This is a genomic window from Tardiphaga sp. OK246, assembly GCF_900188215.1.
Classification (GTDB): Bacteria; Pseudomonadota; Alphaproteobacteria; order Rhizobiales; family Xanthobacteraceae; genus Tardiphaga; species Tardiphaga robiniae.
This window is the reverse complement of record NZ_FZOX01000004.1, coordinates 463968-490246: the sequence shown is the minus strand read 5'-3', so window position 1 is coordinate 490246 and position 26279 is coordinate 463968. Positions and strand designations below refer to the sequence as shown.

General features: G+C 61.0%; 25 protein-coding genes. 9 read left to right on the top strand and 16 right to left on the bottom strand.

What is annotated here, in order from left to right; all coding sequences use genetic code 11:
• Positions 1-11: 11 nt before the first annotated feature.
• The 3 genes from CHC01_RS20600 to CHC01_RS20590 form a co-directional block, all read right to left on the bottom strand.
• Positions 12-1133 (bottom strand): M14 family metallopeptidase, encoded by a 1122-nt coding sequence (locus tag CHC01_RS20600; RefSeq protein ID WP_089266081.1) that lies wholly within the window; start codon positions 1131-1133, stop codon positions 12-14.
• Positions 1133-1993, bottom strand: a complete 861-nt coding sequence (locus CHC01_RS20595; protein WP_089266080.1) for a VOC family protein — start codon at positions 1991-1993, stop codon at positions 1133-1135. The genes CHC01_RS20600 and CHC01_RS20595 overlap by 1 nt, the downstream gene beginning before the upstream one ends.
• Positions 1994-2068: 75 nt before the next feature.
• Positions 2069-2788, bottom strand: coding sequence for an aspartate/glutamate racemase family protein (locus tag CHC01_RS20590; protein ID WP_089266079.1), 720 nt, complete (start codon positions 2786-2788; stop codon positions 2069-2071).
• A gap of 464 nt (positions 2789-3252) precedes the next feature.
• Between CHC01_RS20590 and CHC01_RS32675 the strand changes: the two genes are divergently transcribed.
• Entirely contained in the window at positions 3253-3402 is a 150-nt protein-coding gene (locus CHC01_RS32675) for a hypothetical protein (protein WP_176454653.1), read from the top strand.
• A gap of 5 nt (positions 3403-3407) precedes the next feature.
• Here CHC01_RS32675 and CHC01_RS20585 read toward each other — a convergent pair whose 3' ends face one another.
• The 7 genes from CHC01_RS20585 to CHC01_RS20555 form a co-directional block, all read right to left on the bottom strand.
• Positions 3408-5297 (bottom strand): feruloyl-CoA synthase, encoded by a 1890-nt coding sequence (locus CHC01_RS20585; protein ID WP_089266078.1) that lies wholly within the window; start codon positions 5295-5297, stop codon positions 3408-3410.
• Positions 5298-5389: 92 nt separating this feature from the next.
• Positions 5390-6583, bottom strand: a complete 1194-nt coding sequence (boxA, locus tag CHC01_RS20580) for a benzoyl-CoA 2,3-epoxidase subunit BoxA (RefSeq protein WP_089266278.1) — start codon at positions 6581-6583, stop codon at positions 5390-5392.
• A 76-nt stretch (positions 6584-6659) separates the two neighbouring features.
• Positions 6660-8105, bottom strand: a complete 1446-nt coding sequence (boxB, locus tag CHC01_RS20575; RefSeq protein ID WP_089266077.1) for a benzoyl-CoA 2,3-epoxidase subunit BoxB — start codon at positions 8103-8105, stop codon at positions 6660-6662.
• Positions 8106-8209: 104 nt separating this feature from the next.
• On the bottom strand, positions 8210-9898 hold the full coding sequence (gene boxC / locus CHC01_RS20570; protein ID WP_089266076.1) for a 2,3-epoxybenzoyl-CoA dihydrolase: 1689 nt from the start codon (positions 9896-9898) through the stop codon (positions 8210-8212).
• A 111-nt stretch (positions 9899-10009) separates the two neighbouring features.
• Entirely contained in the window at positions 10010-10504 is a 495-nt protein-coding gene (locus CHC01_RS20565) for a DUF309 domain-containing protein (RefSeq protein WP_244558445.1), read from the bottom strand.
• A gap of 12 nt (positions 10505-10516) precedes the next feature.
• Positions 10517-11335, bottom strand: coding sequence for an alpha/beta fold hydrolase (locus tag CHC01_RS20560; protein WP_089266277.1), 819 nt, complete (start codon positions 11333-11335; stop codon positions 10517-10519).
• 21 nt (positions 11336-11356) lie between these two features.
• The gene (locus CHC01_RS20555) at positions 11357-12907 is read right to left on the bottom strand and encodes a benzoate-CoA ligase family protein (protein WP_089266074.1); all 1551 of its coding nucleotides are present in this window, start codon (positions 12905-12907) and stop codon (positions 11357-11359) included.
• Positions 12908-13065: 158 nt separating this feature from the next.
• On the opposite strand from CHC01_RS20555, the gene CHC01_RS20550 reads away from it, so the two are divergent.
• Together CHC01_RS20550 and CHC01_RS20545 are read left to right on the top strand one after the other, a co-directional pair.
• A complete protein-coding gene (locus CHC01_RS20550) occupies positions 13066-13977 on the top strand; it encodes a helix-turn-helix transcriptional regulator (protein WP_089266073.1) in 912 nt (303 codons plus the stop codon).
• Complete coding sequence (locus CHC01_RS20545) at positions 13974-14447, top strand: hypothetical protein (RefSeq protein ID WP_089266072.1); 474 nt, start codon at positions 13974-13976, stop codon at positions 14445-14447. The genes CHC01_RS20550 and CHC01_RS20545 overlap by 4 nt, the downstream gene beginning before the upstream one ends.
• 4 nt (positions 14448-14451) lie before the next feature.
• Here the strand turns inward: CHC01_RS20545 and CHC01_RS20540 are convergent, their stop codons facing one another.
• From CHC01_RS20540 to CHC01_RS20515, 6 genes are all read right to left on the bottom strand, one after another.
• Positions 14452-15159 carry an ABC transporter ATP-binding protein gene (locus CHC01_RS20540; RefSeq protein ID WP_089266071.1) on the bottom strand — a complete coding sequence of 236 codons (708 nt, stop codon included), beginning with the start codon at positions 15157-15159 and terminating at the stop codon, positions 14452-14454.
• Positions 15159-15917, bottom strand: a complete 759-nt coding sequence (locus CHC01_RS20535) for an ABC transporter ATP-binding protein (RefSeq protein WP_089266070.1) — start codon at positions 15915-15917, stop codon at positions 15159-15161. The genes CHC01_RS20540 and CHC01_RS20535 overlap by 1 nt, the downstream gene beginning before the upstream one ends.
• Positions 15910-16914: a branched-chain amino acid ABC transporter permease gene (locus CHC01_RS20530; protein ID WP_089266069.1), complete on the bottom strand. Its 1005-nt coding sequence runs from the start codon at positions 16912-16914 to the stop codon at positions 15910-15912. The genes CHC01_RS20535 and CHC01_RS20530 overlap by 8 nt, the downstream gene beginning before the upstream one ends.
• 1 nt (position 16915) lies before the next feature.
• Complete coding sequence (locus CHC01_RS20525) at positions 16916-17788, bottom strand: branched-chain amino acid ABC transporter permease (protein ID WP_089266276.1); 873 nt, start codon at positions 17786-17788, stop codon at positions 16916-16918.
• A gap of 155 nt (positions 17789-17943) precedes the next feature.
• Positions 17944-19152: an ABC transporter substrate-binding protein gene (locus CHC01_RS20520; RefSeq protein WP_089266068.1), complete on the bottom strand. Its 1209-nt coding sequence runs from the start codon at positions 19150-19152 to the stop codon at positions 17944-17946.
• 184 nt (positions 19153-19336) lie between these two features.
• Positions 19337-20557: a LysR family transcriptional regulator gene (locus CHC01_RS20515; protein ID WP_176454652.1), complete on the bottom strand. Its 1221-nt coding sequence runs from the start codon at positions 20555-20557 to the stop codon at positions 19337-19339.
• Positions 20558-20723: 166 nt separating this feature from the next.
• On the opposite strand from CHC01_RS20515, the gene CHC01_RS20510 reads away from it, so the two are divergent.
• The 6 genes from CHC01_RS20510 to ertC all read left to right on the top strand — a co-directional run bounded on the left by CHC01_RS20510 (position 20724) and on the right by ertC (position 26276).
• Positions 20724-21557, top strand: a complete 834-nt coding sequence (locus CHC01_RS20510) for a transporter substrate-binding domain-containing protein (RefSeq protein WP_089266066.1) — start codon at positions 20724-20726, stop codon at positions 21555-21557.
• On the top strand, positions 21554-22315 hold the full coding sequence (locus CHC01_RS20505; RefSeq protein ID WP_089266065.1) for an amino acid ABC transporter ATP-binding protein: 762 nt from the start codon (positions 21554-21556) through the stop codon (positions 22313-22315). Before CHC01_RS20510 ends, CHC01_RS20505 begins: the two co-directional genes overlap by 4 nt.
• 3 nt (positions 22316-22318) lie before the next feature.
• Positions 22319-23020: an amino acid ABC transporter permease gene (locus CHC01_RS20500; protein WP_199711958.1), complete on the top strand. Its 702-nt coding sequence runs from the start codon at positions 22319-22321 to the stop codon at positions 23018-23020.
• A complete protein-coding gene (locus CHC01_RS20495) occupies positions 23020-23679 on the top strand; it encodes an amino acid ABC transporter permease (RefSeq protein WP_089266064.1) in 660 nt (219 codons plus the stop codon). Before CHC01_RS20500 ends, CHC01_RS20495 begins: the two co-directional genes overlap by 1 nt.
• Positions 23680-23743: 64 nt before the next feature.
• Positions 23744-25123, top strand: coding sequence for a hydantoin-5-propionate amidohydrolase (gene ertD, locus CHC01_RS20490; protein ID WP_089266063.1), 1380 nt, complete (start codon positions 23744-23746; stop codon positions 25121-25123).
• A 64-nt stretch (positions 25124-25187) separates the two neighbouring features.
• The gene (gene ertC / locus CHC01_RS20485) at positions 25188-26276 is read left to right on the top strand and encodes a thiohydantoin desulfurase (RefSeq protein ID WP_089266062.1); all 1089 of its coding nucleotides are present in this window, start codon (positions 25188-25190) and stop codon (positions 26274-26276) included.
• The last annotated feature ends 3 nt before the right edge of the window (positions 26277-26279 follow it).

The window sequence follows — 26279 nt, the reverse complement described above, 5'->3', positions numbered from 1 at the left end:
GCTCCGTTGATTCAGGCTGCGACGGAGAGGGACCAGCTTGCCAGCCCCTCCACCGCCTGTTGAGTGATGGAAATGGCTTGTTCGGTGGTTTCTTCGCGCCAGTGCGACGACACCGGGACAAAGCAATCGTGCAGGTCTGCGCGCAGCATGCGAACGCGCTCGCTATCTTTCTCGGCCTTGAACTTCAGCCAGAGATCGAGCTGCAAGGCGCGACGAACCTTGGTACCACGCGTACCAAATTCGATCACTGCGCCGACCATCGGTCGCTCGCCAAGGAACCTGGTCATGCCGTGAAATACGAGTCCCTGATAATTGGGCCGCGCAAAATTGTTCGGCTTCTGGCCGACGATGCGTTCACGCCCCCACCAGCGCACGGCTTCCGCATGAAGCGCGCCGCCTTCAGGGTTGAAGCACAGGAAGAAGGACTCGCCGAAATCACCGATGCCGGTATGCCAATCGATGAAGCCGATGCGCTCGGCCGCGCCGAGATGATCGGCGATGATGGTCTCCAGAGTCAGATTGGACCACTCGCGCCCGGAGCCGCCATAATTGGAGCCATCCGGGAAGTCGTACTGCCCGCGCGCCAGCGTGTCGAACAGACCGTCATCGCCATGCGCGTCCTTGAAGGCTTCCACGGCGTCGGCGTAGATTTGCAGGGCTGCCGGCGTCCAGTCCTCCGGAAGGAGATGCGGATAAAGCTTCGCATAACCCGGATTGCCCGGACGGGGCGTGGAAAAATCGATGAAATTGCGATTGAGATCAACATTGTTTTCGGTGGTCCGCGTGCCCCAGGCAAAGCCGTAGGGATTGATCGCGTGAACGAAGAGAATCGACACGCCGCGCGGAAGGGCGCGTGCAAAATTGCTCTGCATCCAGCCGATCTGCGCCGCCGAACCGCTGAGGCCTTCGAGGCCGTGCGTACCGCTGAGGATCACCAGTTGCGAAGCTGCGCGCGGATCACCGAGCCGCGCCACGTCGATGCACAGATCCTGGCCATTCGGGCCCTTGAGCGCCGGATGGGTGTAGGTGGTCAACGCAGCGCCGACGTCATTCGCAGCGTTGCGAAACTTCACGCGCGCGCCGTCATAGTCGAGCGCAAAACTCCGGGTGAAATCATTGGGGAGCGCTACCATCACGCCGTGAACCCCAGAGCGACATTGGCTGCGTCGGCATGCGACACGATGATGCCGTCCGCATAGGGCTTGAAGGAAACGCCGGCCGCATCGAATACGGCGCGCGGCGTGTCGACCGACGCGACCTTGAACACCAGCGCGACCATGCGATCAGTGCCATCCTCGCTGGCAAGCGCCGCACCGGCATAGCGATCCGCGACCGCTGCAGGATCGAGCACGACAATCGTTGCGGCACCGGCATTGAACGAAAAGCCGCCATCCGTCGGCGTCAGAAGCGGTGCGCCGAACATGCGTTCATAGAGCGCTGCAGTTCGCGCCGGCTGCTGCGAGGCGATGACAAATTCGACGATTTCAGTGGCACCATTGGCATGCGTCTGCCATTCGGGGCGCCACACCAGTTCCGGCGTATCATGATGGCAGAAGAACGTGCGGCCGTTTTGCACTTCGTCGCCCGCCACGCGGATGACCTTGAAACGCGCGTCTTGGGCGCCGCCCGGCAATTCGACCGGCCGCGCGAAGCTCATTGGCTCCATGACGGGAACGGCGTTGTCCTTCAGTGTCGCATAAACCAGATCGGCATCGATAGACTTGAAAACCAGACCGCTCAATCCTGGTGGATGCGCCCAGAGATCAGCACGCATCGTTTCGCGCCCCGGCAGATAGCCAAGCAATTCGAGATAGTTCGTGCCGAAGATCGCCAGGTTATTACTGGAGCCGAGCGTATGGTGACCGCGCTCCGTCAACTGAAAGCCGAGGCGAGTATATTGCGCAGCAGCCTCATCAAGCTGGCCCATCACGTTAATGACAACGTGATCGAGGACCGGCGAGATCTTCCGTTGCACGGTACGCATATCACTCATACGAAAGCCTCATTGCCTTCCAGGTTAGGGAGACCAGCAAGATCGATGCCAATCCAAAGATCAATCACGCCGATGTCATGCAGCACGTGGTCGCGGTTCTTCCTTCGCCATGGAAAAGGCGAGCGCCGCATCCGCGTGAAGAAGCGTTGAATCAAAGACGGGAAGATCGATGTGCTCGGGGCCGATCAGCAGACAGATCTCGGTGCAACCAAGAATTACGCCGTCAGCGCCACGCTCTTTTCCTCGTGAAATCGCATCGAGATAGAGTCGACGCGACTCCTCGCGAACAACACCTTGGCATAGTTCATCGAAGATGATGTCGTGAATGAACACACGATCGTCCTCAGCGGGAATAACGGGATCTAGCCCGAACCCCTCGCGCAATCGCGTCACATAGAAGTCCTGCTCCATGGTGTAGCGCGTTGCCAGAAGTAGCGGCCGCTGTAGCCCTGCAGCCTTCACGGCAGCGCCGGTAACGTCGGCAATGTGAAGAAGCGGGATCGACACTGCTTGCTGCACTTCGTCGGCAAGCTTGTGCATCGTATTGGTGCAGATCAGAATGCAACCAGCACCGCCTCCTTCCAGATCCCGGGCGATGTCAGCAAGAACCTGACAGGCCTCGTCCCAACGCCCTTGTTTCTGCAAGCTGACAATCGCGTCGAAGTTGATCGAGCGCATCAGAATATCCGCGGAGTGGAGCCCACCAAGTTCGGCGCGGACCTGCTCATTCAGCCGGCGATAGTAAACAGCAGTACTTTCCCAGCTCATTCCACCAATCAAACCAATCGTCCGCATTACTATTGCTCGCTCTGTCCAGTCGATGTGCTTGACGGAACGATAGCATCGGCACCGCGCAATCCGATTGCGGATCGCGGTCATCATACTCAGTTTGCCTGAGAAGAAACTTCATAGTTCGAGCGATCGGCGGAATAGGATTTCAAATTTTCCGATCCGTCGCATCAACGGTTCTTCGTTGGGTCCTGACAGACCAGAATGATGCAGCGACGTGCAGCGCCGGGAGTTGCCGCGTGTGTCGCGTGAAATCTCACTGTGTGAGAAGAATGCCGGAGTTCGGTCTGCACCGGGAGTAGAACTCAGTGCCACTTAACACACATGCGGATCAGACACGTTCCGCGAACACTCCGCATGAGCCGTTTCATCGAAAACAAACGAGGTCGCCTCCTGGAGGGAAAGGCGACCTCGTGGAGCGCGCGAATGCCCTCGCGCCGGTCCATGTGCTCTGGGGAAGAGCGCCATATTTGACCACGGCGGCCGCGCTGGGGTGTGACGACGGCATGACACCGCATGTGACAGTTGATCGCATCGGCAGAGTCTTGCGTGTTGCCGCTCGACCTGATGCCTTCCATCAACGCAATATTTTTAATCCCGAAGCATCGTTCGGATTCTGAACGTCCTAGGCATGACGGGCGTATTGCTCGACACTCTTGCAGATTATCAGGCGACCCGAGACCCCTCTGTTCAGATCTTCGACGTCGACTGCACGGCGCGCAAGAACGGCGCGCTGGTTGACGTAGCCCTTGTCAGTAATCTCGCCGCCATCGACAGATAGCGGCTCCGCCAGCAAAAGCGCGCAAGTTGCATGGGTGGAAGACCCTCCGCCTGCCGCCTTCAATTTTGCGAGCCCTTCCGCTATGGACGAACGCACATTTTCGCAGCCAAGCACGGCATCGATGCTCGCGGACTCCGGCAGGCCGGACACCACGCGGCAGGCAGCCAGATTGGGAACAAGAAGGAAACGCACATCCGCACCGCCATGGCCGGCCACGACAATGTCCTGAACCAGCGGCGCAAATGCGGAGATTCCTGCTACGCGCAGCGTTCCGACGTTGACCCATGTACCTGATGTCAGCTTGAAATCCTCGGCGATGCGCCCGTCGAACAGCAAGCCCTGCTCCGGATGAGCCGGATCTGCAAATGCAACGGCATCGCCGATCAGATAGAAGCCGTCCGCATCAAAAGCTTTCGCGGTGAGGTCCGGCGCCTTCCAGTAGCCCGGCGTCACATTGGGCCCGCGCACCCGCACCTCGAACTTGCCGTCAGATGGTACGAGCTTTAGCTCCGTACCAGGAATAGGCACGCCTATATTGCCTGATCTTGGCGCCTGAAAATGACAATCGGTCGCAAGCGGCGATGTTTCCGTCGATCCCCAGGCGGAGACCATCGGCAACGGATGCCCGATTGTCTCGATGGAAAGTGTCTCCAGCGCCGACCATGTGCTCTGCGGCAGAGCCGCACCGGCATAGAAGACGAACTTCACCTCGCTGAAGAATCGCTCTCGCAACCCATCGTCCTTCCGCAGGGCTGCAATAAGCATGTCGAAGCCACGCGGCACGTTGAAATAGACCGTCGGCATGACGCTGCGCAGATTGGCGAGGGACGTCGCGAACAATCCGGGCGCGGGTTTGCCGCTATCGATGTAAAGCGTTCCGCCGTTGCGCAGCACCATATTGAAATTGTGATTTCCCCCGAACGTATGACTCCATGGCAACCAATCCAGAAGAACGAGTTCGCTCTGCTGAGTTTCGAGAAACGGCCAAGTCTGCGCCTTGGCCTGCTGGCTCGAGGTCAGCATGCGCTGGGTATTGATGACCGCCTTCGGCGCGCCGGTCGATCCCGACGTGAACAGGAATTTGGCGATCGTGTCGGCATCGACCGCTGCGAAGGCATGATAGATCGCTGCGCTCACCGGCGTCGTGATCACATCGGCGTATGAGTATCCCGCTCCGGCAGCCGCGCCACCGCCGATGATGGCGGCGGTGTGAAACGGGCCTATCGCAGCGAGGGCCGGACCGAACTGATGCAAGTTCGAGACGTAGATGGCACCGGGATCTAGAAGTTGAATCGTGCCACGCAGCTTTTCGAAATCCTTCGACATCAGCGAATAGGCCGGGGAAATCGCAGCGACCGGCACACCGACATGCATCGCTGCTAGGGCCAGAACGGCATGCTCGATGCCGTTGTCCGATAGCACTGCGAGGGGCCGTTGCGCACTCATCTCTTGTGCAAGAATCCAGCTAGCCGCGCTGCGCACGCGCCGAAGCGTCTCGGCATAGCTCAGCGTCACCCAAGGCACATCCGGACTGGACCGCTCTGCCAGAAAGATCCGCTCCGGCACCTGTTGTGCCCAATGTTCAAGCCAGTCCCCGACACAACGCGCATAGGGGCGCAGTGCAGTATCGGATCGAAGAAGGATCGTACCGTCGGATCGCGGTTCTGCGTCAACCGACGGCGTCAGAAAAAATGGACTGCCTGAGCCAGCCGCATTGTCGCGGTCCAGAACCATCGCTTCTCTCCCCCATAACGTACCGTCTTTGTTCTTATGCGGGCTGTTCAATCGAACCGGTTGTTGCCGGCTCGGATCGGATGCAACATCGATCAGTAAGTCTCGACGTGATATCTCCCACCGCTGCGCATCGCCGCTTTCAGATCCGACCAATCCATCGACGCGGCGCGGCAAATATCGGCGAAGGCCTCTTCAACGCCGCTTTCCATGCCTTTCAACCCGCAGATATAGACGTGGGTCTGCACGTCGCGCAGCAGCGATGTGATCGCTGCAGCTTCGCTGCGGATACGATCCTGCACATAGATCCGTGGCTCGCCCGGCACGCGCGAGTAGCAGAAGTGCTTGCCCAGCAACTCCTCCGGAACCTTTTGCAGCGGACCGAAATAGGGCAGTTCCTCAGGACGGCGCGCACCGAAGAACAGGAGCAGCCGCCCGGGCGCGCCGGGCATCGCGCGCCGGCGGCGCTCCGTGAAGCCACGGAATGGCGCAGAGCCTGTGCCGGTACAGACCATGAGAACATTCGCCGACGGATCGTTCGGCAGCAGGAAGGTGGCACCGAATGGCCCGGTGACTTCGACCTTTGCGCCACGCGGCAGATCACAGAGATAGTTCGAGCAAAGCCCACCGACTTCACGCTTCACGGTCAGCGCCAGATTGTTGGTATTCGGCTTCTCGCCATCGCGCGAACTAGCGATCGAATAGAGCCGCACCTGATGCGGCTTGCCGTCCGCGCCCAGGCCCGGCACGACGATACCGATGCTCTGGCCTTCGAGGATGGGAAACGGCTGCTCGCCGAAATCCAGGATGATATGGCGCACGTCGGAGTCGGCCGTCGCGTGGGTGAGCCGGAAATTGCCGGTCACCGTGGCCAGTGCGGGCTTGCCGCGGTTATAAAGATTGACCGACGCCTTGCTCGATGACAGCGGCGCCACCGGCTTGCCGCCCAGCCCTTTGCGTGCTTCTTCGAGCAATGCGCCGATCTCATCCTCGAGCGCCTCGATGGCGCCCGCGCTCGGGCTATTGTCCGCGATCTCCTCCTGCGCCGGCAGATCACTCCAGGAGAACTGCTCGTCGAGCGAATACGGCGCCGCGACGACGCGCCAGTTGTCGATCGCGCCGGTCGGGCATGGCGAAATGCAATCCATGCAGTAATTGCAGATCTCTGCGTTGACGACATAGTTGTTGTCGTCATGCGTCACCGCATCGACCGGGCAGCTCTCCTCGCAGGTGTTACACCTGATGCAGATTTCCGGATCGATCAGATGCTGTTTGAAAGGAGCGTTCATGGCAAATCCCGCACGTGCCATCGAGGACTGACAGCGACGGGGGGAGCTGGAAATCCCTCCGCCGCGTCCGCTCGTTTCAGGCCGCAATCTTTACGTATTCGAAGTCGCCCGGCTTGTTATCGATGCCGACCTTCGGCGCCGATATCCAGCTGGCGAACTTGCCGGGCTCGCTGACCGGCGTCATCAGCGATGCGATGAAATCACCGTCGTCAACGGACGGCAGATAGTCGTTCCTGGCTTTCGCCCAGGCGGCATCGCTCATGATGATGCCCTTCGGCGAGGCGTTCACATCGCGGAATTCACCGATCTGGCGATGGAACGCAGTGTGAGGCAGATCGAAGCGGAAATTGACGCCGGCTTTCTCGATGATCTTGTTCCAGCGCTCGACGCCCTTGGCACAATCCGCGGTGTAATCGTCGCGCAGGCGCATGTTGAGCGCGGTCAGCGCCGGCTCGTCGACCAGCTTGATTTCGCCATCGACGAATTTCAGGACCTGATAGATGTCGTTGGTGAGCTGGTGATCATCTTCGATCTTGGTCTCCTGGAAGCGGCCCTTCAGTCCGGAATTGTAGAAATTCGCGGCATTGGTCGAAACTTCCGAACCGAACAGGTCGAGCGACAGCGAATAGTGCAGGTTGATCTTCTTCTGCATGGTCGGCAAGTCGATCACGCCGAGCGGACGGATTTTCTCGATGGCGTTGGGATCCTCGATCCCCGCCGCCTTCATCGCTTCGCAGGTTCGCTGCAGCACGCGGCCGACGCCGGTCTCGCCGACGAACATATGATGCGCCTCCTCCGTCAGCATGAAGCGGCAGGTCCGCGACAGCGGGTCGAAGCCGGATTGCGCCAGACTCTCCAACTGCATCTTGCCATCGCGATCGGTGAAGAAGGTGAACATGAAGAAGGACAGCCAGTCCGGCGTGGCTTCATTGAATGCACCGAGCATGCGCGGCGCATCGGCATCCCCCGAGCGGCGACGGAGAAGATCGTCGGCCTCCTCGCGGCCGTCGCGGCCGAAATATTTCTGCAGCAGATAGACCATCGCCCAGAGATGGCGTCCCTCCTCCACATTGACCTGGAACAGGTTGCGCAAGTCGTAGAGCGACGGCGCGGTCTGACCGAGATGACGCTGCTGCTCGACCGATGCCGGTTCGGTGTCGCCCTGGATCACCACAAGGCGGCGGAGCATCGCGCGATATTCGCCGGGCACTTCCTGCCAGGCGGGTTCGCCCATGTGTCGTCCGAAGTTCACCTTGCGCTCAGTATCCTGCGGCGCCAGCAACACGCCCCAGCGATATTCAGGCATCTTCACATAGTCGAACTTGGCCCAGCCTTTGGGATCGACGGATATCGCGGTGCGCAAATAGACCAGGGATTCCTGAAAACCTTCAGGCCCCATGTCGTTCCACCAATCGAGATAGCCGGGATGCCATCCCTCCAGCGCCTTGAGCACCTGGCGATCCTCGGCCAGATTCACGTTGTTCGGAATCTTGGTGCTGTAGTCGACATTCATGATGTTCATGACTGGGATCTCCCGCTGTATTTCTGATCGTTCGAATTGGGCAAGCCACCGACTTGCATTTATCCAAAGAGTGACACATGGCCGCGCTGTTCCAGTTGCGGACGCTACACGCGTGTCATGTCGAACTGCGCCTTCTGGCCGGTGCCGTAACGTCCAAGCGCGCCGTTCTCACCGACCGCATTGGGCCGCTGGAAGATCCAGTTCTGCCAGGCGGTCAGCCGCGAGAAGATTTTCGATTCCATCGTCTCCGGCCCGACAAATCGCAGATTGGCTTCCATGCCCGTGAGGCTGTCGGGTGAGAAGCTGCAGCGTTCTTCGAAGAACACACGCACCTCGTCATCCCAGTCGATGTCATCGAGCGCGAAGGTGACGAGCCCGAGCTGCTCGGCGGTTTCCGCATCCAGCGGCTCACCAATCCTCGCTTCCGCGCGGGTGACATCTTCCGGATCGGCCTGGAAGCGCGACTGCAGCCGCGTCAACCCGTGGCTCATCGGGTAAGGTCCGAAATTCATCGCGCTCAATACGATGGCCGGCGGCGCGCGGTTGTCGCCCTGCTTTTGGCCGACCAGCATGTAGGAGCGGTCCGCAGCGAAGACGAGTTCGGCCAAGGTGCCGACAAAGCACGAGCCCGGCTCGACCAGCGTCACCAGCGTGCGCGAGGTCACATCGATGCGCTTCAACACCCGCTTCCAGTATTGCCGGATCTCGTTGACCAGCCAATGCGCCTTGTGCGTTTCGAGGAAGGCGTCATGAGCCAGCACATTGGCGCCTTCGCCATGCGACTTGAACACCAGCATGGCTGTCTCGAGTTCATTGATCCGCAGATGCAGAATGGCGTCGTCCAGCTCGCGCGCCACCTGCAGCGGCCAGAAGGAAGCGCCCTGCGCCATCATGCCCTCGACATCCGACGGCGCCGCAGCGTCAGGCGCTTTAATCGAGATGGTAGCAATTCGCTCTGCGCGATTGATATCGACATTGACCAGACCGTAACGAATACCGCTGTCATCGAAGCGGCGATTCAGCGGTGCCAGCTTGAGACCATCGCCGGCGCCACTACGTTTCGACGTCGCCAGAAACTCTTTGGCCCGCTCCGCGACCTTGGCTTCAAGCTTGCTGTTCGGAATGATGTCATCGACCAGCCGCCACGCCACTGCGCGCTTGCCTTTGATGCCTTCCTCGATCGTGCAGAAGTAATCTGCGTGATCGCGGCGCACCTTGCGCTTGTCGACCACGCGCGTCAGACCGCCAGTGCCCGGCAGCACCGCCAGCAACGGCACTTCCGGCAGCGCCACCGCCGCCGAACCATCGTCCGCCATGATAATGTGATCGGTGGCCAGCGCCAGTTCATAGCCACCACCCGCAGCGGTGCCGTTGATTACCGAAATGAAGCGCTGGCCGGAATTTTCGCTCGAGTCTTCAAAGCCGTTGCGAGTCTCGTTGGTGAATTTGCAAAAGTTGACCTTGTGAGCATGGGTAGCGCCGGCCAGCATGCGGATATTGGCGCCAGCGCAGAACACACGGTTCTTGCCAGAGCGCAGCAGCACGACCTTGACCTCGGGATATTCGAAGCGAAGCCGCTGCACGGCATCCGCCAGTTCGATATCGACGCCAAGATCGTAGGAGTTCAGTTTGAGCTGATAGCCCTCGAACAGACCGCCATTCTCATCGACATCCATGGTGAGCGTCGCCACGTCGTTATCAACACTGAGCTTCCAGTGGCGGTAGCGCGACGGATCGGTTTGGAAGTCGATAAATTTGGCGCCGTTCGAGAGAACGCGTTGCTCTGCGGCCATGCTCCACCCTTTGACAGTCTTGATTTATGCGCCGTGCGCCTTGGTTATATGCACAATAATTCATGATACTGAGGGCGTCTAGGGAAATCCGATAGAATTATGCATTTTCTTTCATGTTCCGGTGATCTTGACCGGACCCCGCTCGGCCTCGTCGATCGCCAGTTGATGCGCGAGCGCAGACGCCAGCATCGCGACCGGGAGGTGCTCGGAAAAGCTTCCGGCAATACCCGCCGGCGGGCGCATGGCGAGTTCATCGAGTTCGGACAGCGCGTCCTGCAGCAATCGATATGCCGCGCGCGGCCGCTGCAGACTGAGTTTCAGATTGGCATTGGCAACCTGAATACAGGCGCGAAGCAGAATCCGGTCGCGCCCTCCTTGCGGCGCCACCTTCCAGACGGCCTCGAGAATTTCGTGAGCCTCCCAGAAGAAGCCGGCATCGTTGAGCGCGAGCCCGTAGCGCAACGCCGGATCATCCGCCGGGACGAACCGGGCATAGCGCAGCGGGACCAGCGCCTTGGCCTGCGTCAGCGTGTCGTGATCAGCCTTCGTCTGCTTGCCGAGCCGATAGGGCCAGCGCGGCATCGCGAGAGAAGGAGTGACAGTCACGATCGTGCCCGCTTACGCAGCGCGTAATTCGCCCTCGCCGTGAAAATGCAGCAGGCGATTGGCAAAATCCGCCACGGCCCGCAAGGTTGCCTCGGGGGCCTCGCGATGGGGCGAATGCGCAGCGCCGGGAATGATCTCGACATCCACCGGGCAATAGCATTCGACCTCGGCGATCTCGATCTGCTTCATGGTGCCGTACTGATCGTCGGCTCCCTGCAAAATCTGCACGGGCACGCGCACATAAGCGAGATAGTCGGAAATATCCCAGTCGCGGAACTGCGGATCGAGCCATGCGCCGTTCCAGCCATAAAACGCGTTGTCGACGTCATCATGCCAGTGCGCGAGCTTGGCTTTCAGGTCGTCCTGTTCGTACGCCCTCTTGATATCGGCGATGGACGCTACGGAAATATCCTCGACGACGAAATGCGGCGCGATCATCGAGACGCCGCGGATGCGATGGTCCTGAATACCGCCGGCATAGATTGTCGCGATGGATCCGCCATCGGAATGACCGACCAGCAAGCCGCGGCGAAAGCCGATGAGATCGAGCAGTCGCGGCAACACCTCCAGCGCTTCCACATGCATGTAATCGAGTGGCCGCGGCAACGTCACCGATGTCGAAGACCCGTAGCCGGCGCGGGAATAGACGAAGACGCCTGCGCCGGTCGCCGCCTGAAGCTTGTCCGGGAAGTCGCCCCACAGCGCGACCGAGCCCAGCCCTTCATGCAGCAGCACGATGGTCGGCGCCGCGTCGGGTTGCGGACCGATCATGCGATATTCGAGTTCGGACGCACCGATGGTCAGCCGTCCCGCAGATTGCAATGCGCTCATCTTGTCATCCATCTCTCGGTTTCAGACCGCCGCTCCATCGCGCAATTTGTAGCGCTGGATTTTTCCGGTGGCTGTTTTGGGAAGGGAATCGACAACCTCGATCCAGCGTGGATATTTCCACGGACCGATCCGTTGCTTGACGTGATCCTTCAAGGATTCGCGTAGGCCCTCGACCACGGCATTCGGCTTCAGCACCACGAAGGCCTTCGGCTTCAACAGCCCCTCGGCGTCGGCCTCCGGTACGACCGCCGCTTCGGATACGGCGGGATGCGCGATCAGCGCGCTCTCGACCTCGAACGGTGACACCCAGATGCCGGACACCTTGAACATGTCATCGGCACGTCCGCAGAACGTATAGCGCCCGTCGGCGTCGCGCACATATTTGTCGCCGGTGCGTGTCCAATGACCTTCGAAGGTGCGACGACTCTTGCTGCGCTGATTCCAGTATCCCTCGCCGGCAGACGGCGCATCGACGAGCAACTCGCCGATTTCTCCATCAGCTATATCGAGGCCAGCATCATCGACGAGCCGCACACGATATCCTGGCACCGGCCGGCCGGACGTACCGTATTTGATATCGCCGGGAGCGTTCGACAGAAAGATATGCAGCAGTTCAGTCGAGCCGACCCCATCGAGAATATCGACGCCGAAGCGGCTCTTCCAGCCATTCCCCACCGGCTCCGGAAGCGCTTCGCCGGCCGAGGTGCAAATGCGCAGGCGCGGGAGGCGAGCTTCCGTTTTGAAACCCTCATCGTTCAGCATCGCCGCGAACAATGTCGGCACCCCGAAAAAGATGCTCGGCTGATATCGCCGCATCAGGCCGAACATGGTGGCCGGCGTGGGTCGCTCCGGATTGAGCACCGTCGTGGCACCAACCGACATGGGAAATGTCATGGCGTTGCCGAGGCCGTAGGCGAAGAACAATTTGGCCGCAGACAGTCCGACATCGTCCTCGCGGATGCCGAGAACCTGCTTGCCATAGGTGGTCGCCGTTGCCTCCAGACTGGCGTGCAGATGGCGAACGCCTTTCGGCATGCCCGTGGATCCGGACGAATACAACCAAAAGGCAGGTTCGTCCGCATGGGTCGCGACCGTGGTGAAGCTTGTGCTCTCATTCCTGACTTCGTCAGCCAGACTCTTGCGGCCATTGCCAGCGCCACCGACCACAATCACGTGCTCAAGATCCGGCAAACGACCGAGCATCTCGTCGACCGCCGGCAACAACGCCGCGGAAATGAACAACACGCGCGCCCGGCAATCGGCCAGCACATAGGCATATTGGTCCGAGGTCAGCAGCGTGTTGAGCGGCACCGGGACGATGCCGGCCCGGATCGCGCCGAGGAACACCACCGGAAAGTCGACGGTGTCGAGCATGATCATCGCGACGCGTTCTTCGCGCCGGACACCGAGCCGCTTCAGTAAATTGGCCAGTTGGCAGCTTTTTACCTGCAGGTCGCCATAGGTCAGTTCGGTCACGGTATCGGTGAAGGCGAGCTTGCTGCCACGGCCCTCATCGATGTTGCGGTCGAGAAGCCAGGTCACCGCGTTGTAAGAACTGGACGGCCCACTCATGATGCGTCTGCACCTTGGGCGATTCCACAACCGTTGTTCACGGTGCTCTCCCTATCGTCTTTTTTGAATTATAATTCATATAAAGTCACCAACTCCGGTTGCTGTCAATCGCATCCGGAATTATCTTTCCTGAAATCCTCTGCGAGCACGCACGCCACATGACCGACCAGGCCGATCCCGAAACCGCCTTTCTTGAACAGCTCGGCCAGCGTGTCCGCACCATGCGCGGCCTGCGCGGCATGTCGCGAAAGGTACTGGCGAAAGTGTCTGGGATTTCGGAGCGCTACATCGCGCAACTGGAAAGCGGCAAGGGCAACGTGTCTATCGTGCTGCTGCGCCGGGTGTCCGGCGCCATGGGTGCCCATCTCGAAGATCTGATTCCGGCGGACGAACCGACAACGGAGTGGCCGGTCATTCGCGACCTCGTTCGCAACGCGACACCGAACCAGATCGCCCAGGCCAAGGACGTTCTCGCCGGACGCGGGAACGGTCAGTTCCAGAATTATATGTCATTCAGCGGCATCGCCCTGATCGGGCTGCGCGGCGCCGGAAAATCGACGCTTGGCAAATTGTTGGCGGACAAGATCGGCTGGAGCTTCGTCGAACTCAATAAGGAGATCGAGCAGCACAACGGACTATCGGTCGCCGAGATCATCGCGCTCTATGGACAGGAGGGCTTTCGTCGCATGGAACAGGCCGCGCTGAACGGCCTGCTGGGACGCAAGGAGCCCATCGTCCTTGCGACCGGCGGCGGCATCGTCTCGGAACCCGTAACCTTCGATCGGGTATTGTCGTCGTTCTACACGATCTGGCTCAAGGCCAAGCCCGAGGAGCATATGGCGCGCGTCCGCCGCCAGGGTGACTTGCGCCCGATGGCCGACGACCGCTCCGCCATGCAGGAATTGCGCACGATCCTGCTAAGCCGCGAACCGCTCTATTCTCGCGCATCCGCCATTGTCGATACGGCCGGCCTCAGCAAGGACAAGGCTGCCGCACAACTAGTCGGCGCGGTGTCGCGCGTGTTGAACAACAATGCCCAGGCTTTCGGGCTGAGAAGCGCTGCGTCGTGACATTGGGCGAGCTTCTGCAAGCACGCGGCTTCGATCCCGTCGGCGTCATGGCGATCCGCAATACCCTGCATGTCGAAGACGTCTCAAACGATTTCCGCGATCTCGCCGATGTCATCAGCGCCAATGCGCTGCCGATGTATGATCGGATGCAGGATGGCCCGCGCATTGCGCATCAGACAGCCGTACTCTCCTTTGCCGCAACCGACGGCGGGCAGGCACGCCTGACAAGCCTGCGAACATTCCTGCTGCGCAAGCCGGGAAGCGTTCCCGGCGATATCGTCTACGACTACGACGCCGCGCACCTGCTGCACAGCTTCATTGCGCGCGCCGCGACGCCCTGTTTTTACGACGCCATTGAGCGGGAAGAGCTCAACGATCTGTTCGGCCGCCTCGTCGTGCAATGGCCGGAGCCGCTTTCCGACAATATTCTTACGGCGAACAATGATGCGTTGACCGTCGTCGTGCGCTGAACCGTCAAACGCCGAGATGGCGCTCCAGCACATCCGGCTGCGCGGCCAATGCCGTCGGCGTTCCGTCAAATACCACGCATCCCTTCGACAGGATCACCATTCGGTCGGCGACTTTCGCCAGACTCCGAAAATCCTTGTCAACGACGATGGTCGCGATGCCCTCGCCCCGAACGATCGCCAGCGTCTGCCAGATCGACTGTGCCACCAGCGGTGCCAAACCTTCCGTGGCCTCATCGATCATGATCATATCGGGATTGGTCATCAGCGCGCGACCGATGGTCAGCATCTGCTGCTCGCCCCCCGACAATTGGTGCCCTCCATTATTGCGGCGTTCATGCAGTCGCGGAAACAGTTCGAAGATTTTTGGTAGCGTCCAGGACTGATGCCCGTGATTACCTGGTCGCGCAGCCATCACCAGATTTTCGATCACCGATAGCGAGCCGAAAATGCCCCTGCCCTCCGGCACCAGCGCCATGCCGCATCGCGCGATCGTTTCGGGTGCTGCATTGCGGATATCACGGCCGTGGAAACGCAAACTGCCACGGCAAAGGGGCATCAATCCCATCAGCGAGCGCAGCAGTGTGGTCTTGCCCATACCGTTGCGACCGATTAGCGCCACCTGCTCGCCCGGCGCAAAGGTCAGATCGACGCCGTGCAGAATCTGGCTGGCGCCGTAAAACGCATCGAGCTTTTCCACCTCGAGCAAGGCCATTACGCGATGCCTCCATCAGCCCCGAGATAGGCGGCGCGTACGCCAGGATCCACGCGCACGTCCTGCGGCAAACCTGTGGCAATGACACGACCGTCCTGCATCACTGTCAACCGGTCTGCGAGTTCGAACACCGCATCCATGTCGTGCTCCACCACCAGCAGCGCACGGTCGGCCTTCAGCGACGCAATCAATCCGATGATGCCTCGCGCTTCCGATGGCCCCATGCCCGCCAGCGGCTCGTCGAGCAGGATGACCTGCGGATTGGTCGCCAGCACCATCGCGATCTCGAGCTGGCGCTGTTCGCCGTGACTTAGCTTATCGGCAACGATCTGCGAGCGTGCGGATAACCCGACCCGGTCGATCGCATCGGTGACCAACTGGAGGTATGGCCGGTCGGACCGCGTGCCGCCAAACATCCGGAGCGGCGCGGTTGAACGGGCCTGCGCCGCAAGACGCACATTCTCATGCACGCTGAACTGCGCAAACAACGTCGTCTTCTGATAGGCGCGGCCGAGGCCGGCGCGCGCGCGTCGGTCCGGCGATAACGACGTAATATCCGCGCCATTCAACAGGACCTCACCCGATGTTGGCAGAAGCTCACCGGCCAGCAGATTGATCAGTGTGGATTTTCCGGCACCGTTCGGGCCGATCACCGCATGGATCTCGCCGGCGCGAATGTCGATCGACACATCGGAAACGGCCAGCAGGCCTCCGAAGCGCTTCTGCAATCCAGCGGCACGCAGCGCAATGTCATGCATGACGAGCTTCCGCAGCTGCAGGCTTGATTTCGGCCACGCGTTGCGGCGACCCGCCAAATACCATCGACCAGATCTGCCGGACACCGTTGGGCAGCAGTATGACGATGCCGATGATGATCAGGCCTTCGACAAGCTTCCAGTTGTCGAGATGCGCCTTCAGCACTTCTTCCATGCCGATCAGAACCAGCGCACCGACGAGCGGCCCGGTGACCGAGCGCAGGCCACCGATCAGCACCATGACCAGGATTGTCGCCGACTGATGCCATCCCAGCATCTGCGGCGCGACGAAGCCGAACTGGGCCGCGGCCAGATAGCCGGCAACGCCCGCCAGCGCGCCAGACAGGGTGAACGCCGTCAGGCGGAGGCGGAAGATCGGAAAGCCGAGCGACCGTGCCCGGCGCTCATTGTCCCTAGCTGCCGCCAGCGCCCGCCCGAAAGGTGAGCGGACCACCATCGTGAGCAAAGCGATCACGCCCACCAGGAAACCCAGCACGACAAAGTAGAAAGTCATGGGCTTGTCGAGATCTAGCAATTGACGGCCGGCAATGGCGATCTCGGGCCGGATATTGATGGAGATGCCATCCGATCCGCCCGCGAATTTGGTATCGTGGAAGAAGAAGAACAGCATCTCGCCAAAGGCGAGCGTCACCATGATGAAATAGACGCCGCGGGTGCGCAGCACCAGGGCACCAATCAGCAGGGCCGCCGCGCCGGAGCACAGGATCGCAATCGGAAGCGTCGTTAACAGCGACGCCGCATCATAACGAGGCGACAATAGCGCAAGCACGTATCCGGCGAGGCCAAAAAAGGCGGCATGACAGAGGCTCACCAGGCCGCCATGGCCGACCACGAGATTCAGTGACATGGCCAGCATGCCCATGATGAGCGCCTTGGCAAAGAATTGCGTGTAATAGGTCGATACACAGAATGGCAGCGCAATCGCCATGGCCAGACAGGCGATGCCGAACAACCGGGCCCGCAGATTGGGCATGCCCATATCAAGCATCCTGGCGTCCGAGAATTCCGCTGGGCCGCCACAGCAACACGGCTGCCATCACCACATAGATTAGGATGCTGGAGACGCTGGGAAAGAACACCTTTCCGAACGTATCCGTGAGGCCGATCAGCAATGCGCCGACGGCTGCGCCAGCGACCGAACCGATGCCGCCGAGCACGACTACGACAAAGGACAGGATCAGCATGCCATCCCCCATGCCGGGAAACACTGTCGAGATCGGCGCGATCAGGATGCCGCCGAGCGCCGCCAGTGCTATGCCGGCGGCGAAGACGTAGCGATTGACCCGGTCGAACTTGATGCCGAGCACGCGCGCCATCTCACGATTTTCCGAGCCAGCCCGCACGATCATGCCGATTTTGGTGCGCGTGATCACGAAGAAGATGACGAGTGCCACCATCAGGCAGAACACACAGATCGCCAGCCGGTAAACCGGATAGGACAGATTGTCGGTCAGCTGGATCGACCCCGACAACCACGCGGGCGGAGCAACCGCGTGCACGTCCTTGCCGAACAGCAACTGCCTGATTTCATCGATGACCAGGATGAGGCCGAAGCTGAGCAGCACCTGCGCCAGATGATCCCGGCCGTAGAGAAGACGAACGAAGACGGTCTCAAGCAGAATGCCGGCGATGAAGGCAACCAGCACGCCGCCAAGCAGGGCGACGGTAAAACTGCCGGTCATCAACGTGATCCAGTAAGCCAGATAGGCACCGAGCATATAAAACGCGCCATGGGCGAGATTGATGACCCCCAGGATGCCGAACACCAGTGTCAGGCCGCTCGCGACCAGGAACAGGACTGCGCCATACTGAACCGCATTCAGCAACTGAACGCCTAGTGTGATGAGGTCCATCAGATCAATCCAGTCACGGCGGGCCACCTTCAGTCGCCGGCGCAATCAAGCATGAGGCCGTACCAAGCTGCGCAGCGACACCTCCATCACGGACGGCATTGCGTGCAACAGGCTTCGACGATTCGATCTTCATCGACAGACCGCGTAACGATGCTTCAGGTCATCTTGCAGCCTCGCGCGGGATCGTCGACATCGGCCTGGGCGATCGAGATCATCTCGTTACGCCCGTTGCGGACCTCGCGCAGATAGATGTTCTGGATCGGGTTATGCGCCTTGTTGAAGGACAGCGGCCCGCGCGGACTGTCGATCTTCGCAGCCCCCATCGCCGCGATCATCTTGTCGCGCGCATTGAAGTCGCCGCCGACAGCAGTCAGCCCGATATCCAGCAGCGCCGCGCCATCGTAGCCCTGTACGGCGTAGATATCGCCATCCTTGCCTGTCTTGGCCTTGAAGGCTTTGAGGAAGGCGAGATTGGCGGGATTATCGAGATTGTCCGCGTAATGCAGCGTCGTCCTGATGCCCTTGGCGGCTTCACCCTGCGCTTCGATGGTACCGTCGGTCAGAAAGCCCGCGCCATAAAGCGGAATGGTCTTGTTCAGGCCGGCCGCCGCATAGTCCTTGACGAATTTCACCGCGCCACCGCCTGCAAAGAAGCTGAACACGGCATCGGGCTTCAACTGTGCTATCTGCGTGATCAGTGCCTGAAATTCCACCTCCGGAAATGGCACCGTCAGGTCAGCTACGATCTTGCCGCCGTTCTTGGTGAAGTTTTCAGCGAAGGCGCCGATCATCTCAGCACCGGCCGTGTAGCGCCATGTGATCGTGACCACGTTCTTGATACCGGCATCGGCCATCACCTTGCCCATCGGGTAGGTGCTCTGCCAGTTCGAGAACGACGTACGGAAGATGTTCGGCGCGCAGGCCGGACCAGTCGCATCATTAGCGCCAGCATTCGGAATGATCAGAAGTGTCTTGGTGTCGCGCGCGACCTTGACCATCGCCATGGCCACGCCGGAATGAACGGTGCCGACAACGACGTCAGCCTTCTCGCGGCCGACCAGCCGGTTCATGTTGTCGGTGGCTGATTCCGGCTTCGATTCATCGTCCACCTGCACGAACGCAATGTCGCGCCCACCGAGCTTGCCGCCCTTCTGTTCGACATAAAGGCGGAAGCCGTCATCGATGAACTGGCCAAGCTTCGCATAGGTCCCGGTGTAGGGAAGCATCATCCCCACCTTCAATGGCGCGTTCTGCGCCATGGCCGGGCTATGAAGCGGCGACGTCGCAATGAATGTTGCTGCACCGGCAGTCCCGGACAGCATGGCGCGCCGCGTCAACGGACGCAGAAACCCCTTGGTGGTCATCGGCTCGTCTCCCCTCGGAATAATTGATGACCGGTTGATCCGGCCTACCAATGCAGGTTGACGCTAGGTGGGAGCATTGCCCTCCACCCGCGCTCGCATCTCTGCAGCATAATGCACGAAATTGGAAAAGATCAAGAATTATAATTCATGATCTGCGACAGCGGGTAAGACACGCTCATTCAAATCAATCGCTGTTGACCATCATGGCAGCTGCTGGCGTTGCCGGCGCATAGTTGCGCAGAGCAGCAAGAATGGAGCGGGCGCCGCGCCGCGCGCCTTCGGTCTGTACCCAGACCAGCGACAGGATAAGTTCAAGCCCGGGATCAACCGGCAGCGCCACGAGGCGTGCATCGAACGAGACGAGTGCGCTTTCGGGGAGTACTGACACGAAGCCGAAATCCAGCATCAGGTTGGCAATGATCGGGATCGAGTCGATTTCCGTGATTGTCAGCGCATCGATCTCTGCCTGAGGCAGCAATTGCGCCAGCAGTTTGTGCGCGGCTTGGCCGAGCCCGGTGCGTCGGCTGGGTAGCGCTAGCGGCTGTTGCCGAAGCACCTGCATGACATCGGGCTGGTCACCCAGCACCTCGCGCGCGCCAACGACCACAAGTTTCGATCGCACCAGCGCGCGGGACGAGACATCCGCGGGGATCGTGTCGCTGTCGATCAACGCGACGTCGCACCGTTTGTCTTTCAGGCCGGTCAGCAGATCCTCGGCCGTACCATTGGTGACAAACAGCGGCTGCGTCGGCCGATCCCTCTGCCAGGCTGCGACGAGGAAGGCCAGCAGCCGCGCGACATTGCTTTCATGGCCGAGCGGCATCACCGCCCCGAGCCTGATGGTGGCATTGGTCGAACGAAAACGCTCACGCGCACGCCGTGACAGTCGTTGCATGGTTTTTTCAAGTTCAGCCAGCGACGTGACCAGCAACTGGCCTGCCGGCGTCGGGGTGACACCGATACGGGAGCGATGAAACAACACGCTGCCAAGTTCATCTTCAACGCGTGCAATCTGTCGCGCGAGTTGCGGCTGACCGAGACGAATGATGCGTGCGGCACGACGAACGCTGCCAGTTTCCGCAACCAATGCGACACGCTGCAAGGCCGTGAGACTGACATCACACTCGGCGCAGAAAGCCCGTGCTGCATCGCCTGCCCTATCGGGCGCGATCATCCCCATCGCGATATCCGCTGCGGCTTCAATCTCATCCAGCATTCGCCGTGCCTCAAGCGTGAGAAAGCTCGCGGCACCTACGCGATTCAACAACGGCGCTGCGATAGAGCGCTCGAACCGTTTCACCGCTGCCGAGAGCGTACTGGGTGCGCGCCCAAGTTGGCGCGCGGCTTCGCGCACATTGCCGCAACGAAGCACCACGGCTGTCATCACCAAGGTCGCAATGTCCATTCCATTGTCATCCGGGTTTGTAGTCGATTTTTCCGCGCTGCAGCGAGAGCGTATAGGATGTCCATCAAATGGGATATCCCCCCGATGCGCAATTGCGTTAGCCTTCATAACAGGGACCGCGGAGCCAGATGCCGGCTTGGCCTGGCCGCACCAATGGAGGTGTTCGATGAAAGCAATGATCCTTGCCGCCGGGCTTCTGGCTTTGGCCAGCCCCGCATTCGCTCAGACTCAGGAACCGCTGAAGTCCGCGATCGACTCGACCTTCGCGCCGCATGCCATGCCCAAACTGTCAGGCGGGCTTGAAGGCTTCAATATCGACGTCGTTGATGAAATGTCGAAGCGCATCAAACGCCCGATCACGGTGGAAGGCGCGCAGTTCGCAGGCCTCCTTCCGGCACTTCAGGCCGGCACCTACGACTTCCTCGCCGCTGTGGTGACCGTCACGCCCGAGCGCGCGCAGCAGTTGCTGTTCATGGAAGGCTTCGTCGACGCCGACTATCGTTTCATGACGCTGGCTTCGGCACCTCCCATCACCAAGCTCGAAGATCTCTCCGGCAAGACCATCGCCGTGCAGAAAGGCGCGATCTACGAGAAATGGGTCAACGACAACGCCGCCAAATATGGCTGGAAGTCGGAATCCTTTGCCACCAGCACCGACGCGGCGCAGGCCGTGCTCGCCGGCCGTGCCGACGCCAACATCTCGGCCGCAACCGTCGTCGCCTGGATCGTGAAGAACAATCCGCGGCTGAAGAATGCCTTTCTCTACAAGACGGGCCTCGTCTGGAGCATGCCGCTGCGCAACGGCAATACCGAATTGCGCAACAAGCTCGAAGACGCACTCGTCTGCATGAAGCAGGACGGCACGCTGAAGAAGCTTTACGTGAAGTGGTTCGGTGTCGAGCCCGAGGCCGGATCGGCGACCACCACCATCTATCCCGGTTATGGCGCACCAGGCGTTGCCGGCTATGACGCGACCGAGCAGAAGCCGACCTGTTCATGAGTTCGGCAGCAGCAGCGCCTGTACCCCACTATCTGCTCGAAGCACGCGGCGTCCGGAAGAGCTTCGGCACCACCGAAGTCCTGAAGGGCGTCGATCTTCTGGTTGAGCCGGGCAAGCTGGTCTTTCTGATCGGCCCATCCGGTTCGGGCAAGAGCACCTTGCTGCGCTGCTGCAATCGTCTGGAGGAGCCGGATGGCGGCTCCATCATCATGGACAATGTCGACCTTTTGTCGCCGCGCACCGATATCAATGCCGCACGGCGACAGATCGGCATGGTATTCCAGAGCTTCAACCTTTATCCGCACCTCACCGTGCAGAAGAACATCACGCTGGCCCTGCGCAAGGTCGCCGGCATGAGCACAGCCGACGCCAATGCCCGTGCCGCGGAGATGCTGGCGCTGGTGGGCCTGCCCGACAAGGCAGCGTCCTATCCTGCACAACTCTCCGGCGGCCAGCAGCAACGCATCGGCATTGCACGTTCGCTCGCGCTCAATCCCAAGATCATCCTGATGGACGAGCCGACCTCGGCGCTCGACCCGGAACTCGTCGGCAGCGTGCTCGCTGTCGTCAAGGATCTGCGTGCCCGCGGCATCACCATGGTGATCGCCAGCCACGAGATGAATTTCGCCCGCGAGGCCGCCGACAAGGTCGTGTTCCTCGATGGCGGTCTCGTCATCGAGGAAGGCAGTGCCGAAGACATCTTCTTGCGTCCGCAGGAAGACCGCACCAAACGTTTCCTCGCGCAGATCAGGCACTAGGTCATGACCGCTGCCGACGCGATGAGCAACTGGGACCGCTTCGTCTTCACCTTCTTCAATGCGGATATCGCGATGAAGTACGGCTGGGAGATTTTGCAGGGCGCCGGCGTTACCATTCTTGCCGGTCTCGCAGTGGTCATCACCGGTATCGGCGCCGGCTTCGGCCTCGCGGCGCTCCGGGCGATCGGCTGGAAGCCGGTCAATTTCCTCATCATCGTGTTCGTCGACATTTTCCGCTCCCTGCCGCCGCTCGCAATCATCCTGGTATTATTCTTCGGCTTCCCAAATATCGGCATCGTCCTGCCCAGCCTCATCGTGCTGTGGATGTCCCTCGGTGCGGTGCTTGCGGCCTTTGCCGAAGAGATCTTCTGGGCCGGCATTACCTCAGTGCCAAAAGGCCAGTGGCTGGCCGCGCGCTCGACAGGGCTCACCTTCGCTCAGACGCTGCGCTATGTGATCCTGCCGCAGGCGGTCCGCCTCGGCATTCCGCCGCTCACCAACCGCGCGATCTCCATCACCAAGAACCTCGCGCTTGGCAGCGCCATCGGTGTCAACGAGATTCTTGGCCGCGCCAATTCCGCGCTGTCGATGTCCGCCAATGCGACGCCGCTGACCATGGGCGCGCTACTTTACGTGCTGGTCTTCATTCCACTGGTGATCGCCTCCCGTACGCTCGAACGCAACTATCGGTGGGGTGAGCACTGATGGAGCAGTTCACCCAGGAATTCTTCAATCTCGACGTCATGGCGAAGGTCGCACCGTTCCTGCTGCAGGGCTTGCTGCAGACGCTTCTGCTATGCTCGTTCCTGATCCCGATCGGCCTCGTCAGCGGTATCCTCGTGATGTTGCTGACCACCAGCCCCTATCGCCTGCTGCGCTGGCCGGCGATCGCCGCCGTCGATTTCTTCCGCGCCTTTCCGCCGCTCGTGCTGCTGGTCTTCGTCTATGCGGGCCTGCCCTTTATCGGGCTGCGCGTACCCGCGCTGGTGGCTGTGGCCGTCGCCTTCCTGATCAATTCGGCAAGTTACTACGGCGAGATCTATCGCGCCGGCATGGTTAGCGTGCCGAAGGGCCAGCGCGAGGCCGCGCGGTCGACCGGACTCTCCGCCACACAGACATTGCTTTACGTGACGCTGCCGCAGGCGATCCGCAACGTGCTGCCCGATCTGCTCTCGAACACGGTCGAACTGGTGAAGCTCACGACGCTGGCCAGCGTCATCTCGGTGCCGGAGCTGCTGCATTCCGCCAATCTGGCGCGCTCGCTCACCTACAACTCATCGCCGCTGATCCTCGCGGCCATCATCTATCTGCTCCTGCTGTTGCCGGTCGTGCGGCTGATCGCGCGGCTGGAGCACAGGCTCTAGGACACACGGTCCCGCGGGACCATCACGACAAGCCGGCTCGCCGGCGGCGAATGTGGAGTTACACATGGATTTCGATCTGGTTCTCACCGGCAAGGTGATCGGTCACGACAGCATCATCGGGAACGGCTGGGTCGCGGTCCGCGACGGGCGCGTGGGCGCCGTCGGCGAAGGTACGCCGCCGGCCGCCCGCGAGCGGCAGGATTTCAAGTCAGGCATGATCCTGCCCGGCGCCATCGACGCACAGGTCCACTCCCTGTCACAGCGCAACCAGGAAGACTTCGTCTGGTCGACGCGCTCCGCCGCAGCCGGCGGTGTGACCACTATCGTCGACATGCCCTATGACGAAGGTGATCTGGTTTGTTCCGCTGCTGCGGTCGAGCGCAAGATCGCCCATGCGAGCAAACAGGCGCGCGTGGATTTCGCGCTCTATGGCACCATCGCCCCCGAAGAGGGTCCGGCACGCATCGCCGAACAGGCGAAGGCCGGCGTCGCCGCCTTCAAGTTCTCCACCTTCGGCACTGACCCCAAGCGCTTTCCGCGCATCCCCGCGCCGCTGCTCGCCGACTGCTTCGCCGCCATTGCGCCGACCGGCCTCGCCGCCGGCGTCCACAACGAGGACGACGAATTCATCCGCGATGCCGTCGCCAAGGTGAAGGCCAAGGGCGTCACCGACTGGCGCGCCCATGCCATGTCGCGCCCGCCGCTCGCCGAAATCCTCGCGATGCTGCAGATCTATGAGACCGGCGCTGAGACCGGTTGTCCCGCCCATGTGGTGCATTGTTCTGTCGCACGCGGTTATGACATTGCGGCGTGGTATCGATCCGAGGGTCATCACGCCACGGTGGAATGCTGCATCCACTATCTCGTGCTCGACGAGGAGAACGACGTCTCCCGCCTCGGCGGCAAGGCCAAGATCAATCCGCCGGTGCGCCCCCGCGCCGATGTCGAAGCGCTGTGGGCAGAGCTTGCAGCCGGACGCGTCTCGCTGGTCTCGACCGATCACGTCAGTTGGTCGGAAGATCGCAAGATCAATCCGGACATGCTTGCCAATGCGTCCGGCGTCCCCGGCCTCGAAGCCATGGTGCCGCTGCTGGTAAAGGGCCTCGTCGAACGCAAGCTGCCGTTGACCCATGCCGCGAAGCTGATGTCGTTCAATCCGGCGCGGCACTTCCGCATCGACGATCGCAAGGGCGCGCTGGCGCCTGGCCTCGACGCCGACATCACCGTGCTGGTGGACAAGCCCATCGTCTATGACGGTGCCGCAAGCGGCAACAACGTGGTCGGCTGGTCCCCCTATAACGGCATCACGCTGCCGTGGACCGTGGCTGCGACCTACGTGCGCGGCCAGCTTGCTTTCGATGGCAGCAAGGTTCTCGCCGAACCTGGCAGCGGACAATTCGTGCGGCCACCGCTGCTTCTCTCAGAGCGACTGCCGGTGGCGTGACGCCCGCCGTTCCGATCACCGACCACGTATCGAACACAAGAACATCTGCCGAGGAGACATTCCGATGGGACGTATTCTGACCGAACGCGATATTGAAGCCGCCGTGCGCGGCGGCGGCGTCTACGCTGCCGGTGGCGGCGGCTGGGCGGATCACGGGCGCATGCTCGGCCGCGCCGCGATTCTCGTCGGCAAGCCCGAGCTCGTGTCGATCGACGAACTCAACGACGACGACTGGGTCGCCACAGCCGCTGCGATCGGTGCGCCGGCGTCGACCACCGCCTGGGAGATGCAGGGCAAGGATTACGTCCGCGCGGTGCAACTGCTACAGGACGCGCTGGGTGAACCGCTGAAAGGCCTCATCATCGGCCAGAATGGCAAGTCGTCCACCATGAATGCGTGGCTGCCATCGGCACTGCTCGGCACCAAGGTGGTCGATGCCGTCGGCGATATGCGCGCGCATCCGACCGGTGACATGGGGTCGATCGGCCTTGCCGGCTCGCCCGAGCCGATGATCCAGACAGCCGCCGGCGGCAACCGCGCCGAGAACCGCTATATCGAGCTCACTGTGCGCGGCGCCACCGCCAAGGTCTCGCCGATCCTGCGTACCGCGGGCGACATGTCTGGCGGCTTCATTGCCTCCTGCCGCAATCCGGTGCGCGCGTCCTATGTGCGCGACAACGCCGCTTTGGGCGGCATCTCGCTCGCGCTGCGCCTCGGTGAAGCCATCCTCGCCGCCGAGCCGAAAGGACCGACTGCCGTGATCGATGCGATCTGCAAGGACACCGGCGGCTCCATCCTCGGCAGCGGCAAGATCACTGCGAAGAACGTCGTCTATACGCCGGAAGCCTTCGACATTGGCACCCTGACCATCGGCGAAGGCGACCGCGCCATCACGCTGCATGTGATGAACGAATATATGGCGATCGTCGATGCATCGGGCAATCGTCTCGCGACCTTCCCGGACATCATCGCCACACTGTCCGACGAGGCTGAACCGATGAGCGTGGGCCATCTCGAAGTCGGCATGAACGTGCATCTGTTCCATGTGCCGAAGACAATCATTCCGCTTGCCTCCAGCGTCAAGGATCCGGCGGTCTATCCCTCCGTCGAACGCGCCATGGGCATCGAGATCGCACGCTACGCACTGGCCTGAGAC

Excerpts from the sequence above, each read along its gene's own strand:
- CHC01_RS20560 (WP_089266277.1), bottom strand. The coding sequence starts at position 11,335 with ATGAGCGCATTGCAATCTGCGGGACGGCTGACCATCGGTGCGTCCGAA.
- CHC01_RS20540 (WP_089266071.1), bottom strand. The coding sequence starts at position 15,159 with ATGGCCTTGCTCGAGGTGGAAAAGCTCGATGCGTTTTACGGCGCCAGC.
- CHC01_RS20590 (WP_089266079.1), bottom strand. The coding sequence starts at position 2,788 with ATGCGGACGATTGGTTTGATTGGTGGAATGAGCTGGGAAAGTACTGCT.
- CHC01_RS20510 (WP_089266066.1), top strand. The coding sequence starts at position 20,724 with ATGAAAGCAATGATCCTTGCCGCCGGGCTTCTGGCTTTGGCCAGCCCC.
- ertC (WP_089266062.1), top strand. The coding sequence starts at position 25,188 with ATGGGACGTATTCTGACCGAACGCGATATTGAAGCCGCCGTGCGCGGC.
- CHC01_RS20600 (WP_089266081.1), bottom strand. The coding sequence starts at position 1,133 with ATGGTAGCGCTCCCCAATGATTTCACCCGGAGTTTTGCGCTCGACTAT.
- CHC01_RS20515 (WP_176454652.1), bottom strand. The coding sequence starts at position 20,557 with ATGGACATTGCGACCTTGGTGATGACAGCCGTGGTGCTTCGTTGCGGC.
- CHC01_RS20500 (WP_199711958.1), top strand. The coding sequence starts at position 22,319 with ATGACCGCTGCCGACGCGATGAGCAACTGGGACCGCTTCGTCTTCACC.
- CHC01_RS20495 (WP_089266064.1), top strand. The coding sequence starts at position 23,020 with ATGGAGCAGTTCACCCAGGAATTCTTCAATCTCGACGTCATGGCGAAG.
- CHC01_RS20520 (WP_089266068.1), bottom strand. The coding sequence starts at position 19,152 with ATGACCACCAAGGGGTTTCTGCGTCCGTTGACGCGGCGCGCCATGCTG.
- CHC01_RS20535 (WP_089266070.1), bottom strand. The coding sequence starts at position 15,917 with ATGCATGACATTGCGCTGCGTGCCGCTGGATTGCAGAAGCGCTTCGGA.
- boxB (WP_089266077.1), bottom strand. The coding sequence starts at position 8,105 with ATGAACATCATGAATGTCGACTACAGCACCAAGATTCCGAACAACGTG.
- CHC01_RS20525 (WP_089266276.1), bottom strand. The coding sequence starts at position 17,788 with ATGGACCTCATCACACTAGGCGTTCAGTTGCTGAATGCGGTTCAGTAT.
- CHC01_RS20530 (WP_089266069.1), bottom strand. The coding sequence starts at position 16,914 with ATGGGCATGCCCAATCTGCGGGCCCGGTTGTTCGGCATCGCCTGTCTG.
- CHC01_RS20585 (WP_089266078.1), bottom strand. The coding sequence starts at position 5,297 with ATGGTTCTGGACCGCGACAATGCGGCTGGCTCAGGCAGTCCATTTTTT.
- CHC01_RS20505 (WP_089266065.1), top strand. The coding sequence starts at position 21,554 with ATGAGTTCGGCAGCAGCAGCGCCTGTACCCCACTATCTGCTCGAAGCA.
- boxA (WP_089266278.1), bottom strand. The coding sequence starts at position 6,583 with ATGAACGCTCCTTTCAAACAGCATCTGATCGATCCGGAAATCTGCATC.
- CHC01_RS20555 (WP_089266074.1), bottom strand. The coding sequence starts at position 12,907 with ATGAGTGGGCCGTCCAGTTCTTACAACGCGGTGACCTGGCTTCTCGAC.
- CHC01_RS20550 (WP_089266073.1), top strand. The coding sequence starts at position 13,066 with ATGACCGACCAGGCCGATCCCGAAACCGCCTTTCTTGAACAGCTCGGC.
- boxC (WP_089266076.1), bottom strand. The coding sequence starts at position 9,898 with ATGGCCGCAGAGCAACGCGTTCTCTCGAACGGCGCCAAATTTATCGAC.
- ertD (WP_089266063.1), top strand. The coding sequence starts at position 23,744 with ATGGATTTCGATCTGGTTCTCACCGGCAAGGTGATCGGTCACGACAGC.
- CHC01_RS20595 (WP_089266080.1), bottom strand. The coding sequence starts at position 1,993 with ATGAGTGATATGCGTACCGTGCAACGGAAGATCTCGCCGGTCCTCGAT.